Annotated in this window: 16 protein-coding genes; 15 read left to right on the top strand and 1 reads right to left on the bottom strand. The window is 45.5% G+C overall.

What is annotated here, in order from left to right; all coding sequences use genetic code 11:
- Window positions 1-2: 2 nt before the first annotated feature.
- Window positions 3-866: a YitT family protein gene (locus CEF13_RS11675; protein WP_102710842.1), complete on the bottom strand. Its 864-nt coding sequence runs from the start codon at window positions 864-866 to the stop codon at window positions 3-5.
- 176 nt (window positions 867-1,042) lie between these two features.
- Between CEF13_RS11675 and CEF13_RS11680 the strand changes: the two genes are divergently transcribed.
- From CEF13_RS11680 to CEF13_RS11750, 15 genes are all read left to right on the top strand, one after another.
- Window positions 1,043-1,378, top strand: coding sequence for a nucleotide pyrophosphohydrolase (locus CEF13_RS11680; RefSeq protein WP_102710843.1), 336 nt, complete (start codon window positions 1,043-1,045; stop codon window positions 1,376-1,378).
- Window positions 1,379-1,432: 54 nt separating this feature from the next.
- Window positions 1,433-1,978 carry a tetratricopeptide repeat protein gene (locus CEF13_RS11685; protein WP_166742839.1) on the top strand — a complete coding sequence of 182 codons (546 nt, stop codon included), beginning with the start codon at window positions 1,433-1,435 and terminating at the stop codon, window positions 1,976-1,978.
- Window positions 1,979-1,983: 5 nt separating this feature from the next.
- On the top strand, window positions 1,984-2,790 hold the full coding sequence (gene dapB / locus CEF13_RS11690) for a 4-hydroxy-tetrahydrodipicolinate reductase (RefSeq protein WP_102710845.1): 807 nt from the start codon (window positions 1,984-1,986) through the stop codon (window positions 2,788-2,790).
- A gap of 29 nt (window positions 2,791-2,819) precedes the next feature.
- Window positions 2,820-3,242 (top strand): methylglyoxal synthase, encoded by a 423-nt coding sequence (locus CEF13_RS11695; RefSeq protein WP_208414545.1) that lies wholly within the window; start codon window positions 2,820-2,822, stop codon window positions 3,240-3,242.
- Window positions 3,239-3,937, top strand: coding sequence for a bacillithiol biosynthesis deacetylase BshB1 (gene bshB1 / locus CEF13_RS11700; RefSeq protein WP_102710846.1), 699 nt, complete (start codon window positions 3,239-3,241; stop codon window positions 3,935-3,937). Before CEF13_RS11695 ends, bshB1 begins: the two co-directional genes overlap by 4 nt.
- Before the next feature lie 64 nt (window positions 3,938-4,001).
- Window positions 4,002-5,168, top strand: coding sequence for an N-acetyl-alpha-D-glucosaminyl L-malate synthase BshA (gene bshA / locus CEF13_RS11705; RefSeq protein ID WP_102710847.1), 1,167 nt, complete (start codon window positions 4,002-4,004; stop codon window positions 5,166-5,168).
- Between the two features lie 31 nt (window positions 5,169-5,199).
- Complete coding sequence (locus tag CEF13_RS11710) at window positions 5,200-6,507, top strand: CCA tRNA nucleotidyltransferase (protein ID WP_102710848.1); 1,308 nt, start codon at window positions 5,200-5,202, stop codon at window positions 6,505-6,507.
- Window positions 6,497-7,480: a biotin--[acetyl-CoA-carboxylase] ligase gene (locus CEF13_RS11715; protein ID WP_102710849.1), complete on the top strand. Its 984-nt coding sequence runs from the start codon at window positions 6,497-6,499 to the stop codon at window positions 7,478-7,480. Before CEF13_RS11710 ends, CEF13_RS11715 begins: the two co-directional genes overlap by 11 nt.
- A gap of 246 nt (window positions 7,481-7,726) precedes the next feature.
- On the top strand, window positions 7,727-8,638 hold the full coding sequence (panB, locus tag CEF13_RS11720; protein ID WP_102710850.1) for a 3-methyl-2-oxobutanoate hydroxymethyltransferase: 912 nt from the start codon (window positions 7,727-7,729) through the stop codon (window positions 8,636-8,638).
- On the top strand, window positions 8,635-9,585 hold the full coding sequence (gene panC, locus CEF13_RS11725; protein ID WP_102710851.1) for a pantoate--beta-alanine ligase: 951 nt from the start codon (window positions 8,635-8,637) through the stop codon (window positions 9,583-9,585). The genes panB and panC overlap by 4 nt, the downstream gene beginning before the upstream one ends.
- Window positions 9,512-9,895: an aspartate 1-decarboxylase gene (gene panD / locus CEF13_RS11730; RefSeq protein ID WP_102710852.1), complete on the top strand. Its 384-nt coding sequence runs from the start codon at window positions 9,512-9,514 to the stop codon at window positions 9,893-9,895. Before panC ends, panD begins: the two co-directional genes overlap by 74 nt.
- Window positions 9,896-10,017: 122 nt before the next feature.
- Window positions 10,018-10,725, top strand: a complete 708-nt coding sequence (locus CEF13_RS11735; RefSeq protein WP_102710853.1) for a hypothetical protein — start codon at window positions 10,018-10,020, stop codon at window positions 10,723-10,725.
- Between the two features lie 16 nt (window positions 10,726-10,741).
- A complete protein-coding gene (gene dinG / locus CEF13_RS11740) occupies window positions 10,742-13,648 on the top strand; it encodes an ATP-dependent DNA helicase DinG (RefSeq protein ID WP_102710854.1) in 2,907 nt (968 codons plus the stop codon).
- Window positions 13,645-14,301 (top strand): redox-sensing transcriptional repressor Rex, encoded by a 657-nt coding sequence (locus tag CEF13_RS11745; protein WP_102710855.1) that lies wholly within the window; start codon window positions 13,645-13,647, stop codon window positions 14,299-14,301. Before dinG ends, CEF13_RS11745 begins: the two co-directional genes overlap by 4 nt.
- Window positions 14,282-15,583, top strand: a complete 1,302-nt coding sequence (locus CEF13_RS11750) for an amidohydrolase (protein ID WP_102710856.1) — start codon at window positions 14,282-14,284, stop codon at window positions 15,581-15,583. The genes CEF13_RS11745 and CEF13_RS11750 overlap by 20 nt, the downstream gene beginning before the upstream one ends.
- The last annotated feature ends 1 nt before the right edge of the window (window position 15,584 follow it).

A 15,584-nucleotide genomic window follows, 5' to 3' on the forward strand; every position in this document is an offset into this window, starting at 1 on the left:
CCTTACTCTACTTTGAAGCCTTCGCCAAGCACGTCATGCACTTCATTTATGACAATAAAAGCAAGCGGGTCGATATTGCGCACAATCGTTTTGAGACGGCGAGTTTCTTGTCTCTGAACGACGCAATAGACGACCTCTTTTTGTTGTCCAGAGAAGGCTCCCTTCGCCGGAATTAAAGTTACGCCGCGATCAAGCTCCTTCGTCACTTGCTCTGCAATAGCTGCTCCATGCTCTGAGATGATGGAGAAGGCTTTGGCTGCATAGGCGCCATCTTGAATGAAATCAATGATCTTGGAGGCAATAAATACGGTTACTAATGTGTACAGCACCTTTTCAATTGAAATATAAAGCAGCGAAATACCGATAATAACGGCATCAAAGGATAAAATTATTTGACCTATACTGATGCCCTTCGCACGAGTGATAATACGCGCCACAATATCAACGCCGCCGGTTGTACCCCCAAAGCGAAATACGATCCCCAGGCCAGTGCCTAGCGATACGCCAGCATATAAAGCTGCTAGCATGTAATCATTAGAGCTTTGGAATGGAATGAGCCATTCGCGGCTAATCAATTGCTCCATCAGCGCCAGAAAGCCTGACAATGAAACGATCCCTACCAAAGTATAAAGCATTTGACCGGAGCCGAGCGCCTTCCAGCCAAGAAAAAACAAAGGGACATTCAATACTAAAGTAGAAATGCTCAGCGGCCACCCTGCTGCGTAGTTAAGCAGAACGGCAATTCCAGTGACGCCTCCCTCCATTAATTGATTGGAAAGCACGAAATAATGCAATCCGAATGCATAGATCGCTGTGCCGACTAGAATAGGGACAATGATGCGCAATTGCTCAAGCGTGCGGTTCATAGTAGCACTCCTAACTTCATTGTTTAACAAAGGCTTCCAATTGTTTAATGGGTAAACATAAGGAATTTTGTATTGTATAGTATGGCTCAATTAGGCTGATCGAAAAACATTGATTTTAAATAGCCGTTTACGTTAACATAGGATTGTATAGCTAAAGGCAGAAAGGAATCAGATCAATGTCACAGAAATCTTTATCGGATATTCAACGAGAAGTGGATGAATATATATCTCAGTTTAAAGAAGGCTACTTCAGTCCGCTCGCTCTTATGGCGAGGATGTCTGAGGAAGTGGGCGAGCTTGCACGGGAAGTAAATCACTTCTACGGCGAAAAGCCCAAAAAGGCGGATGAGGCGGATAATTCCGTGGAAATGGAGCTTGGTGATATTCTGTTTATTCTATCTTGCTTCGCTAATTCGCTTAATATTGATTTAACTGAAGCACATAATAAAGTTATGCATAAGTTTAATACACGAGATGCAAATCGATGGACCAAGAAATTGACCGAACAGTAAACAAGCACCTTACATATGCTGTACCATCAACCTGTGTACAAGGAGGATGGACAGATGGATGGGGAGAGCTGCATTAAAAAGGCTTACGAATTCATCTTTAACGGCGATTTCGAGCAAGCGATTTTTTGGTTTGAGCAGGCGATTGAACTTGAACCTGATCAAGCGTCTTTTCATCATATTTGTTCCGTATCATGCGCGCGAAGCGGCAAATGGGCCAAAGCGAAGCTGCATGCTGAGGACGCGCTCAGGCTGGATCCTGAGCATGATGAATACCGTTATCATCTGCAGACAGTTGAAGCAAGGCTGCTGCTCCTGGATGCCGATCTGCTGTTAGCTGCTAATCCGCCGAAACTGACGGAAGCCGTAGAAATACTAATTAAAGCGTCGATTATGGATCCGCTCAGCTTTCAAGCATTTTATACACTCGGTGTTGTATATGCCTCTCTTCAACAATATGATAAAGCGACAATCAATGCGCGAGAAGCGATGCGGCTTGATCCCAGCCATTCGGCGGCTCGAAGACTATTTGCGGATGTGAATCGAAAACGGCGAATGCTTCAGGGCGGCATAAAAGCACGTAAAAGAAAAAGGAATAGGTGATAAGCATGACGACACAAAAAATAAGAGTAGCAGTAATCGGCGCGAGCGGGAGAATGGGCCGCGAGGTTGTAAAAATGGTGCTGGAGGACGAGACACTTCAATTGGTAGCTGCCGTCGCTCCTTCAGCTGGTCCTGTTGATGCGGGTTTATTTGCCGGTAAACCGAATACAGGGGTAATTGTCAGCCCTACCCTTGAGGATGCGCTTAGCCATTCAAAGGCGGATGTGCTGGTTGACTTCACGGTGCCAAGTGCAGCTTACGGCAATACGAAAACATCGATCGCGTTCGGGGTACGTCCGATTATTGGGACAACAGGCTTTACACCGGAGCAAATCGATGAGCTGGACGAGCTCTGCAAGGAAAAAGGCATTGGTGGCCTGATTGCACCAAACTTCTCTATAGGAGCGATTCTAATGATGAAGTTTGCAGCAGAGGCATCTAAATATTTGCCTCATGTAGAAATTATTGAATATCATGGAGACCAAAAGCTGGATGCTCCTTCAGGCACGTCCATTAAAACAGCCGAGCTGATCTCGCAGGTCCGTCAAGAGCTTAGACAGGGCAATCCGAAAGAAGAGGAAGTTATTGAAGGGGCGCGCGGCGGCTATTACAATGGATTCCGTATACATAGCGTCAGACTGCCAGGCGTATTTGCGCAGCAAGAGGTCGTGTTCGGGGGTTATGGACAGACACTAAAAATTCGTCATGATTCCTATGATCGAGCAGGCTATATGCCAGGTGTTAATGTAGCGATCAAAAAGGTTATGAATTATAGCGGCTTGATTTATGGCTTTGAACATATGATGGACTAATTTGATTCGCAGCGAGAGAGGGGATCTGCATGTTGAATATTGCATTTATTGCGCATGATCGGAAGAAAGAGGAAATCGTTAATTTTGTTATCGCTTATGAGAAGGTATTTGTTCCTCACAAGCTTTATTCAACAGGTACGACAGGAACTCGTATTATGGAGCAGACGAGCCTATCGATACACCGCTTCATGTCTGGCCCGCTTGGAGGAGATCAACAAATCGGAGCATTAGTCGCACAGAATGAAATGGATCTTATTATTTTCTTGCGCGATCCTTTGATGGCGCAGCCTCATGAGCCGGATATTATTGCCTTGCTCCGTTTATGTGATGTGCAAGGAATTCCTGTGGCGACTAATGTTGCGACTGCCGAGCTGCTTGTTAAGGCGTTGGAGCGTGGAGATTTCGCATGGCGCGAGCTTGTGCATAAATATAAGCCAGGTATCGAAGAATGAGCGAAGCTCTCGATATCCTCGTATTTGGCGCACATGCAGATGATGCGGAAATTGGTATGGGCGGGACGATTGCCAAGCATGTACAAGCTGGTCTCAGCGTAGGCATTTGCGATCTTACGGAAGCAGAAATGTCATCGAATGGCACGGTTGAATTGCGAAAGCAGGAGGCGGCTAAGGCTGCTAGTGTATTGGGAATTAGCGCACGAACTAATCTGGGGCTGCCTGACCGCGGCCTTGTTTCTTCGAACAATCAGATTGAACGAATTGTTGCAGAAATCCGCCAATGGAAGCCGCGGGTTGTATTCGCGCCCTACTGGGTAGATCGTCATCCAGATCATGTGGCATGCAGCAGAATGATTGAAGAGGCTGTGTTTAACGCCAAGCTTCGAAGATATATGCCGGATTTGCCTGCAGTTCAAGTAGAGCAGCTTATTTATTATTATATAAATGATGTTGATCAAGTATCGCTAATCGTAGATATTAGCGAATTTCAGCAGATGAAGCGTGATTCGCTTCTGGCATATCGATCACAATTCGATGCGGCCGCGGCTGGCGCAGATCGCGTAGCTACTCCGCTCACGAACCGTTATGTGGAACGTGTCGAAGCGCGTGATTCGCTGCTGGGACAAGCGAATGGTTTATTGTATGCCGAGGGCTTTGCTATCAAACGGCCGCATGCCGTAAAATTATTTTGACAATTCGTACAGCTCTTGTTGAATATAATAGGATCACGTGACGAACACAGGAGGTGCGACTAGAATGGCTAGAAAACTAAAGATTGGCATAACATGTTATCCTACCTTGGGTGGATCGGGTGTCGTGGCAACCGAGCTAGGCAAGCTGCTTGCTGAACGCGGACATGAAATTCATTTTATTACTCACAGCATTCCGTTCCGGCTTGGACATTTCCATAAAAACATTTTCTATCATGAAGTCGAGGTAAATGATTATTACGTATTTCGATATCCACCGTATGACCTAGCTTTAGCAAGCAAAATGGCTCAGGTTGCCAAGATGCAGCAGTTGGACCTGCTTCATGTGCATTATGCTGTCCCGCATGCTGTTTGTGCTTACATAGCTAAACAGATGAACGGTGATGGGCTCAAAACGGTGACAACGCTGCATGGTACAGATATTACTGTTCTCGCGCAGGATGAGTCCCTTAAAGATTTAATACGCCTAGCGATACATCAGAGCGACGCAGTAACAGCGGTCTCAAATGATTTAATTACAGAGACAAGAAATTTGCTCGATATCACGACACCGATTGATTTAACTTACAATTTTGTCGATAAACGAGTTTATTATCCTAGAGATATTACCTCGCTCCGGCAGGATTATGCAGAGCCGCATGAGAAAATTTTGATGCATATTTCAAATTTTCGACCGGTTAAACGAGTGAGCGATGTTGTAGATATATTCGCGAAAGTATCGCAAACGGTTCCATCCAAGCTGTTGCTCGTTGGAGAAGGGCCTGAGCTTTCCAAAATTCAATGCCGCATACGGCAGCTTGGTCTGGAGGAGCGCGTTCATTTCCTAGGGAAGCAGGATGATGTTGCTCAGGTGATTTCTATGGCCGACCTGCTGCTCCTGCCTTCCGAGAAAGAAAGCTTTGGACTGGTAGCGCTTGAAGCAATGGCATGCGGTGTTCCAACAGTGGGATCGAATGCTGGAGGAATTCCAGAGCTCATTACGCACGGGGAAACGGGTTTCTTATCACCAATTGGTGATGTGGACAGCATGGCTGCTTATGCTGAGAGGCTGCTTCTTGATGAGAAGCTGCATTCGCAGTTTAAGGAAGCATGTTTATTTAGAGCTAGAAATGAGTTCTGCAATGATGTCATTACGACTGAATACGAGCAGATTTATTATCGTGTACTTGGAATAGAGGCGGATCTGCCCATTCCTGTATGCAGCGAGACATAAGGAATAACGGCTGAGAGTGAAGGTGCCGCGTATGAAGCTTTCTTTATCGGAACCGATTGTAACCGCATTGCCAATCATAAGACGTCTGGCAGAACATCAATTCCAAGCTGTGTTTGTAGGAGGCTCCGTACGGGACACCGTTCTCGGCAGGCCCGTTAAGGATGTTGATATTGCAACTTCGGCCCGTCCAGAGCAGGTGCTTGAATTATTCGAGCACTGTGTTCCGACGGGTCTTCAACATGGCACGGTTACAGTCATTCATGAGCATATAGGCTATGAAATAACTACATTTAGACAGGAATCGGCATATGAGGATCATCGCAAGCCGGAAAGCGTGCTTTATATTACAGAGCTTGAAGGAGACCTGCTGCGAAGAGATTTCACAATGAATGCGATGGCGATGACGGAGGACGGAGAGCTGCAGGATCCATTCGGAGGCCTTCTCGATCTAGAAAGACGTATCCTTCGCTGTGTTGGAAATGCGGATGCGCGCTTTCAAGAAGACGCGCTGCGCATGCTTAGAGCGATACGCTTTATTGGTGCATATGGACTTACTCCTGCCTTTGAGACGTGGAAGGCCATTATTTCGCATCGTGAATTGTTGAAATATGTTGCAATGGAACGCGTAGGAGCAGAATTGGATAAAATGGTAGCGGGTGAGGCGCCGGTGCGTGCGCTGCATTTCATAGCTGCTTCAGGACTATTGCTGCATTTGAAGGAGCCGTTTCCGAGTGAGTCTGATCATTATTTAAGAGGGATACACCGATTCCCAACATTCGCGAAAGCTTTTGCCAGATTAAATGAGCTTCATGCTGTCGATTTGCGCTGGGCTGCAATTGGCATAGGTTTGAAGCTGACAAACGATGCAGCTGCACATATTCTTCGTGTGCTGCGGTTCTCAAACCATCGCAGCAAATCTATTGCGGCGATTATAGCTGCTCACCACCGGATGTATCCGTTTCTAGAGTCAGACGACGAGTCTAAGCTTCGACAAGCCTGGATTGAAACAGTTATCCAATATGGTGAAGCAACAGCTGAAGAATGGTTAGAGGCTGTGGAGGTCATTGGAGCACCGTCTCTGAGGCAGCTGACTGAGCGTCTAGCGCGTTTGAACGAATGGATGAAATCAATTCCCGTTTCTACGCTGAAGAAGCTTGACATAGGCGGCAAAGATCTTACGTCACATCTGAGCAGAAAAGCCGGACCGTGGGTAAGTGATTGGTTGAATCGTTTGTTGTTTATGGCAGCAAGCGGTGAGCTTGCTAATAACAAAACGGCGCTGCTGGAACAAGTATTATTATGGGATAATGAGGTGCATAAACATCAATATGAAAAATGAATCCCTGCTGCAAATGTTCGAAGCTCATCCAGATCAATATGTTTCCGGGGAGCTTATTAGTCAAAAGCTAGGCGTAAGCCGAACAGCGATATGGAAGCAAATTCGCAAGCTTGAAGCAGCCGGTTATCGATTTGAAGCCTCTAGGCGGCTAGGCTACCGTTTGATTAGTGTGCCGGACAAGCTCTCTATCAAAGATTTAAGGGAACAAATGCAATTCAATACATTCGGCAAAGCAATTCAGCACTTTGACTCTGTTGAATCAACTCAAAATCTGGCCCGGTCAGCTGCCGAAGAGGGTGCAGCCGAGGGAACATTATTTATAGCTGAGCAGCAAGTGAACGGCAGAGGCCGTATGGGCCGCAGCTGGGTGTCGCCGCAGGGTAAAGGCATATGGATGAGTATGGTTCTCCGTCCATCTGTTCCGATCCATTTCGCCCCTCAGCTTACTTTATTGACCGCAGTTGCACTATGCAGAAGTCTTAAACGAATCACTTCACTGCCCATTGGTATTAAATGGCCTAATGATTTGCTTATTGATGGGAAAAAAATTAGCGGAATATTGTTGGAGTCTTCTGCTGAGGAAGAGCGTCTCCGTTATGTTATTGCCGGTATTGGCATTAGCGTTAATTTGGATAAAGAGGATTATCCTGAAGAAATATTGGAAAAGGCAACCTCGCTATCCATTGCAGGCGGGAAGAAATGGGACCGCGTCGATATTATTGCAGCATTTCTGAAAGAGTGGGAGCAGCTTTATATGTTATACAAAGAGCAGGGCTTCGATCCTATTATTACGTTGTGGGAGGCTCTGTCGGTTTCACTTGGCAAGGCAACAAGACTAATAACGCCGCAAGGGGAAATAATCGGCAAGCCAACTGGACTTGATAGCAGTGGAGCCATTCTAGTTGAACTTGCTGATGGCACCATAAAGCCTGTTTTTTCTGCCGAAATGGGAGAGCCGCTGGCGAGTCATTGATTCCGTTTACGGAATGCTTATTTTTTGTTAAACTATAATTATCAGGCGGCATTCGAATGAAGCTGCACTGGTAATGTACAAGGCAAGGCGAATAAATGGGAATGCACACTCTGCTCTGAGCCGTAGGGACCGAGACAGAAGGAAGCACGACAAGCAATCGTTTCCTTTTCAGTTTGGGGACCTTTTTAGCAGCGGCTAAAAGGTTTTTTTGTGTTTATCCTAATATTGAATAGGGGGATTAGGCTGATGAGGAAACGACTGACGATTACGAATATGAAGAAGATGAAGCAGGAACGCAATGCGATTTCCGTATTAACAGCTTATGATTATCCTTCAGCAAAGCTTGCTGAAGAAGCAGGGATTGACGTTATTCTTGTTGGCGATTCGCTGGGAAATGTCGTTCTTGGTTACGATACGACTATTCCTGTAACAATCGACGATATTGTTTATCATACACGAGCTGTTGCGCGAGGGGCTCAGCAAACGTTCATCGTGGCCGATATGCCATTCATGACTTACGGTATCGGACGCGAATCAACGCTTCGAAATGCTGCAAGAATTATGCAAGAAGGCGGCGCGCAGGCGGTTAAGCTTGAAGGCGGCGCAGATATGGCATCGGATGTCGCTGCACTTGTTAAGGCGGGTATACCGGTTATGGGACATATCGGTCTTACACCGCAATCGGTTCATCAGCTTGGTGGATATAAGGTTCAAGGAAAGCTGGATGAGGAAGCTGAACGATTAATTAACGATGCGAAAGCATTAGAGCAGGCTGGCGCATTCAGTATTGTTTTGGAACTCGTGACAGAATCGCTGGCAGCCCTGATTAGCAAAGAGCTTTCCATACCGGTAATAGGAATTGGCGCTGGGCGCTATTGTGACGGCCAAGTTCTTGTTTATCATGATATTTTGCAATATTCATCGCCTTATTTCGAGAAAAAATTTGTGAAAACCTATGCTGACATTGGAACAACGATTAGAAATGCGATTCATACGTATGTGGAAGAGGTTAAATCAGCAGCTTTTCCGTCAGAGCAGCACGTATTCTCGGCACCGCCTGCAGCCGTTCAAAGCTTATATGGCGGCGGCTCGAACAATGCGGATAAAGATAACGATGTTCAAGCAGACACAGCAGCGAGAGGAGTTCACCGCTCATGAACATCTGCAGAACGAAGCAGGAATTAAGACAGCATTTGACTGAGCTAAGTAAAGAAAATAAATCGATTGGATTTGTTCCAACAATGGGTTTTTTGCACGAAGGTCATGCCAGCTTGCTGCGACAAGCGAAGCTGGAAAATGATGTCGTAGTGCTTAGTATTTTCGTAAATCCGCTTCAATTCGGTCCCAATGAGGATTTGGACAGTTATCCAAGAGATGAGAAACGTGATTTGGCTATAGCAGAGCAATATGGAACGGATCTTGTATTCATGCCATCTGTACAGGAAATGTATCCCGAGAAGCCATTAACCACGGTTCTTGTTAATCGCATAACAGATCGTCTGTGCGGGGCTTCGCGCCCAGGCCATTTCGATGGGGTCGGTACGGTAGTTAGCAAGCTGTTTCACTTGATACAGCCAACCCGTGCTTATTTTGGAATGAAGGATGCTCAGCAGGTGGCCGTTATACAGCAAATGGTGAAGGATCTTAATTTTCCTGTTGAAATCATTCCTTGTCCAATTGTCAGAGAGCCGGATGGGCTTGCACTAAGCTCACGCAATGTTTATTTAACTGCTGAACAACGGCAGCAAGCGGTAGTCTTGTCCAAAACGCTGCAGCAGGCTGAGGTATGGTCGAAAGAATCCGATATGACATCAGAGCAGCTGCTGACTAATGTAAAGGACTATTTGGCTCAGGCGAAAGACGGAGTGCTGGATTATGCAGAATTGCTGCTTTATCCAAGCCTGCAGGAACCGGAAGCCAGCATTTCTTTAAGTTCGCTTAATCAATCATTAATATTAGCATTAGCGGTCAAATTTGGAAATACACGCCTAATAGATAATCGCTTATTGCATGCAATGGAGGTGAATGACAATGTTCAGAACGATGATGAAATCCAAACTGCACAGGGCAACCGTGACAGAAGCGAATTTGAATTATGTAGGTAGTATTACCATTGATGAGAACTTGATGGATGCGGCCAACATATGGGAAAATGAAAAGGTCCAAATTGTTAACAATAATAATGGCGCTCGATTCGAGACGTATGTCATTACTGGTGAACGAGGCTCGGGCGTTATTTGCTTAAATGGTGCCGCTGCTAGGCAAGTTCAACCTGGCGATCAGGTCATTATTATTTCTTATGCGTTGATGACCGATGCGGAGGCAAGAGAACACAAACCAATTATTACCATTCTGAATGAAGAAAATCGGCCTTTGCACATGCTGAATCAAGAGCTTCATTCCACTATCCTTTAATTAGATTAAACAGCGCGTTAATCCCTGCATTATGTAAAGGCTGACATCCCGAATGAAAAGCAGCGATAAAACAAAAAATGATCATAACACTCCTCAATTCTTTGGCGAAGGCGGGATGCGGTATGTTTCAGCATATGTTTTCTTCGATGAATGACATGCTTGATCAAATTATTGAACAGTACAATGGTGCAGGAGAACAAGAAAAAAAGCTGTATGAGCTGCAAATGAAAGAGCTTAAAGGTGTAAGTGACACTTTTATTGAACAATGGCTTGAGTTCGAAGAGAAGTTCACCGATTTCAAGGATCAACAGAATGTTCTTGCTGAGGCAGCTGTGAATGCGAAGGAAGTAAAGAAACAGCCATTAATGGTTCATGCTGCTTCTGTTTCAACCTGCAACATCTCAGATTTGGAAATTACGGATGAGCTGGCAGCTATTATATCCAAGGGACAAGGCTATTATAAGTTATTTATGTTTGCACAAGCAGCTTCACAATTTCAAATGGCAGTTAATGAAGCACCGGAATGTAATTTGGCGAGACTATTCCTGGGTATGACTTACATGCATCTTCAGAACTGGAACGAGGCGCAAAGGCATTTTCAATTACTAATCGCTTTGACGGACTTTCCTAAATGGCTTGCGATGGGCTATAATGCGCTAGGGTGCATTCAAGCGGTGCATACCAATTTAGCGCAAGCGGAGAAATTGTTTATTAAAGCGCATGAAATTTATCCGAGCTTCAAGGATCCAGTAAGTAATTTGAAATCATGTCAAGAAACGCCTAAGCATTTATCGTTATATTTCGGAAGCACGGAGCTGTGCTGTTTGTGAGAGGATCGGGGAATAAATGAAATTTGCAGTATTGGATTTAGAAACGACGGGACACAGCACGGAGGATGACATCATACAGGTTGGGCTGGTCATTGTTTCAGATGAGCTTGAAATCATCAACACGTACAGCTCCTTTGTTCGGCCTAACATCTCAATACCGGAGTTCATTACACAATTAACGGGAATAAAGGACTCGGATGTTGCGGATGCCCCAACCCTTAATGAGGTGCTTATTGAGCTTCTTACGTTAATGGATGGTGCTGTGCTCGTCGCTCATAATGTCGGGTTTGATTCCGGCTTTCTTAATCAGGCGCTTAGAAGCTGCGGCTACCGAAATTTTGGGGGCCGCAAGCTGGATACAATTGAATTATTGCGTATTATTTATCCTACCATTAATACGTATCAGCTTGGAGCCGTTTCTGAGCTATTCGGCATTACGCATGAGCAGCATCACCGTGCGGATAGCGATGCAATGGCGACCGCGCTCATATTGATTGAATCACTCCAAAAGCTTCGCAAGATGCCGCTGCTTACATTGCAGCGGCTATCCGCGCTTGTGGATGACGATAGCGACTTAAGCTGGCTTATTAAGCATACACAGCAGCAAATGGAAATACGTACCGTATTTGAATCCAATGAGTACGACTATTTCAACCAATTTGCGTTGAAGGTTAGAGAATGGTCAGATGAGCAGCCGCCACGCGCTGATAGCAGCAATAGCGAGCCTTTAACGGATGTATCATTCGAGAATTATTTGGCTGATGTGAAGCTGAGATTTGAACAGAAATTTGAGTCATACGAAGAACGAGAAGCGCAGGTTGCCATGTTTCACGAGGTATACAGCGCCCTAGACAACAATCAGCACCTTCTAATTGAAGCAGGAACGGGTACAGGCAAATCACTCGGATATCTCATACCGGCGCTTTATTACGGTGTCCGTAACGGGAAGAAGGTTGTTGTCAGCACACATACGATAAATTTGCAGGAGCAGCTTAGACAAAGGGATTTGCCGCTGCTTGAGGACGTGCTGCCATTTCCGTTTAAAGCATCGATATTTAAAGGACGCGGCAATTATTTATGTTTACGTAAGTTTGAAGGCAAAGTGAATACCAAGGATCTGGTATCTCCAATAGAAGATACCGTCACAGCAGCGCAAATGGTTGTATGGCTTGGCGAGACGGAAACAGGCGATCAAGAAGAGCTTAACTTTGGCAATAAAGGGGCAGATTTTTGGTCAACTGTAGCGAGTGATTCTGACTCATGCTTAAATCGTGCATGCCCGTGGTTTAAACGCTGCTTCTATCATAGAGCGAAACATGAGGCCAATATTGCTGATGTTACAATTACGAATCATTCCATGCTATTCACAGACATTCAAGCCGATCATCGTTTGCTGCCTGCTTATACTCATCTTATTATTGACGAGGCACATCATGTAGAAGAGGTTGCGGGCAAGCATCTGGGCATGCAGATCAATTATTTCTCGTTGACGCATGTCGTACAGCGCTTATTTAAAGATAATCGTTCAGGATTATTGCCGGCTCTTCGCCAGAAGCTGCTATTCGAGGATGATGCACATCAAGCCTCATGGCTGGAAACTATTGATACTGTAATTCCGGTATTCAATGAAGTGAAGGAGCATTGGGATAAGCTATTCGAGATGTTTTACAATTTTACGGCTACCTCATCGGACGGTCCAACCGATAATGGACAATCGGTATGCCGATTGAAGAAAAACTCTCTCCCAGCTACTTGGGAGGATGCAGTTAATGTTGAAGGCAATGTTCATACGGAGCTTAATCGGGTCGTTCGAACCGTTGATAAAATGATTACCGATATAAAGGATCGCGTCGATGATCCTGCTGTGCAAGCTATTATTACGGATCTTAACGGTGCTGTTCGCGATTTAACGCGGGTGAAGGATGAGCTTCGCATATTCATTAAGCTTGAGCTTGCCGAATCGGTATTCTGGATTGAAGCGAGCAGCGTCTATCGCTATCGTTCTGTTCAGCTTTACGGCGTACCCGTTGATGTAAGCGCGCAGCTGCAAAAGTATTTCTTTGACGTAAAAGAAAGCATTGTGCTCACTTCAGCCACTTTATCCGTTCAGAAATCATTCCAGTACGCAGAAGAGCAGCTTGGCCTAACTGGCTACGAAGAGCAAGGCAGATTGAAGACGGTACAGCTTCCCTCTCCTTTCAATTATCGTGATCAAGCGCTTGTTGTCATACCTCGCAATTTTCCTGTTCTAAAGGGTGCAGGAGTAGATGCTGCATATTTAGAAATGCTTGTGAAATCGTTAGCTGATGCTGCTAAGGAGACAAAAGGCAGAATGCTGGTGCTGTTCACCTCATATCGGATGCTGAAGCAGGTGTATGAGCCCCTTAAGGAGCAGCTAAGCTCGGCAGGGATACAAGTGTTAGGACAAGGAATAGACAGCGGGAACCGCACTAAATTGACCAGACGCTTTCGTCAAACACCGGAATCTGTGCTGCTCGGAACAAGCAGCTTCTGGGAGGGCGTCGATATTCCGGGTGAGGCACTCATTTGTCTAGCGATCGTACGACTTCCGTTTCAGCCGCCAAACCATCCACTGGCAGAGGCAAAGGCTGAGATGCTGCAGCGGCAGAAACAAAATCCTTTTATGAAGCTGTCTATCCCTCAAGCAGTCATTCGCTTTAAACAAGGTTTTGGGCGGCTTGTACGGACGACGCAGGATAAAGGAATCGTTATCATCTACGACACGAGAGTAATTGATACGTTTTATGGAAAGCATTTCTTATATTCGTTGCCCGGTCCCAAAATTGAAACGATGCATACGGATCAAATGATTTTGAGGATGCGTGAATGGTTGAAGGATGACAGCCTGGTTGAGCCAATTACAATTCAAGATGCGCCGAGTTCAGAGGAGGAGAAGCGATGAGGCAAACGAAAATATCGGAAGCTGTCGTAAGGCGGCTGCCGATTTATCTCCAAGTATTGAAAGAAATGCATAATCGTGAGGTACAAACGGTGTCATCGCAAGAACTAGGCGTCAAGCTTGATCTAAACCCAGCCCAAATTCGGAAGGACTTAGCTTATTTCGGTGAATTTGGGCGAAAGGGTGTAGGCTACGACGTTGATTATTTAATTGAAAAAATTCGGCAAATTTTAAAAGTAGATCAAACGATTAAGGTAGCTCTAGTCGGAGCGGGTAATTTAGGGCATGCCTTGTGCAATTACAATATGTACTCGAAGGATAATATGCAAATAACTGCTGTATTCGATGTGCATCCCAGCAAAATCGGATCCAGCATTAATAACTTAAACGTCCTTCCAATGAGCGAGCTAGCTTCAACCGTAGCGGAGCAAAAAATCCGAATAGGCATTATTACGGTGCCGGCCTTTGAAGCACAAAATGTAGCCAATCAGTTTGTAGAAGCAGGCGTTGAGGGAATCCTCAATTTTGCGCCGGCTGTTCTAAGAGTACCGGACGAGATCAGGATACATAATGTGGATTTCACTAAGGAATTGCTTAGCTTAGCCTACTATTTAGTAAGAGAAGGAGATGTGCAGGATGAGTCAGATTTGGATTGAGAACGGTTTGTTTATTACGATGGATGAAGCAAATCCGTCATTCAAAGGACATATGGTTGTTAAGGATGATCGTATTACTTATTTAGGAGTAGAAGCACCGCAGCAGCTGTCTGAGGATGTTCAAAAAATAGACGGCAGCAAATTAGCATTTATGCCGGGCCTTATTAATACACATGGCCATGCAGCGATGAGCTTATTGCGTGGTTATTCTGATGATCAGAATCTACAAGTATGGCTGGAGCAGAAGATGTGGCCGATGGAAGGCAAATATGTGGATCAGGACACGCGCGCAGGCAGTGCTCTTGCAATTGTGGAAATGCTGCGTTCCGGCACAACTGCGTTTGTCGATATGTATGATCGAATGGATCAGGTTGCGCAAATGGTAGAGGAAGGCGGAATACGCGGTGTTTTGACACGCGGTGTCATTGGGCTTTGTCCTGCAGATGTTCAAGAGGCAAAGCTTACCGAAGCGATTGCCTTCGCCCGTGACTGGAACGGCAAAGCAAACGGTCGGATTACGACGATGATTTCCCCACATGCTCCTTATACATGCCCTCCTGCATATATTGAGCGATTTGTTCAGGCTGCTCATGATTATAATCTTCCGCTGCATACGCATATGTCGGAAACGATAGCGGAAGTAGAGCAGAATGTTCGCGATTATGGTGTACGTCCTGTAGAGCATTTGGACCGTCTCGGCTTCTTCTCGCGTCCTTCGCTAGTAGCACATGCTGTTCACTTAAACGATGAAGAAATTGAATTGCTTGCTGCCAAAGGAGTACATGTATCTCATAATCCTGTCAGCAATCTTAAGCTGGCAAGCGGAATTGCCCGTGTTCCTGATTTGCTTCGTGCCGGAGTAACCGTATCGCTTGGAACAGACAGTGTAGCAAGCAATAATAATTTGGATTTGTTTGAAGAAATTTGCTTCGCAGCATTGCTTCACAAGGGCATTTCAGGTGACCCTACGGCAGTCCCTGCATGGGAAGCATTGAAGATGGGCACTGTATATGGAGCTAAGGCTATTTGGCAGCAGGATGAGCTCGGCAGTCTAAAAGTAGGGAAGAAGGCTGACTTTATAGCGATTAATATCGAGCAGCCGCACTTCTACCCGCAGACGGACATTGTTTCTCATCTCGTATATTCGGGATCAGGACGTGATGTGCAGCATGTGTGGATCAATGGCCGTCAAGTAGTGAAGAATGGTTCATGCACCTTGCTGGATGAAGAAAAAATTCGTTACGAGGCGCAAGCAAGCTTCGATCGCTTGCTTAAAGCGTAAT

The organism is Paenibacillus castaneae (genome assembly GCF_002884445.1).
GTDB classification, from domain to species: domain Bacteria; phylum Bacillota; class Bacilli; order Paenibacillales; family Paenibacillaceae; genus Pristimantibacillus; species Pristimantibacillus castaneae.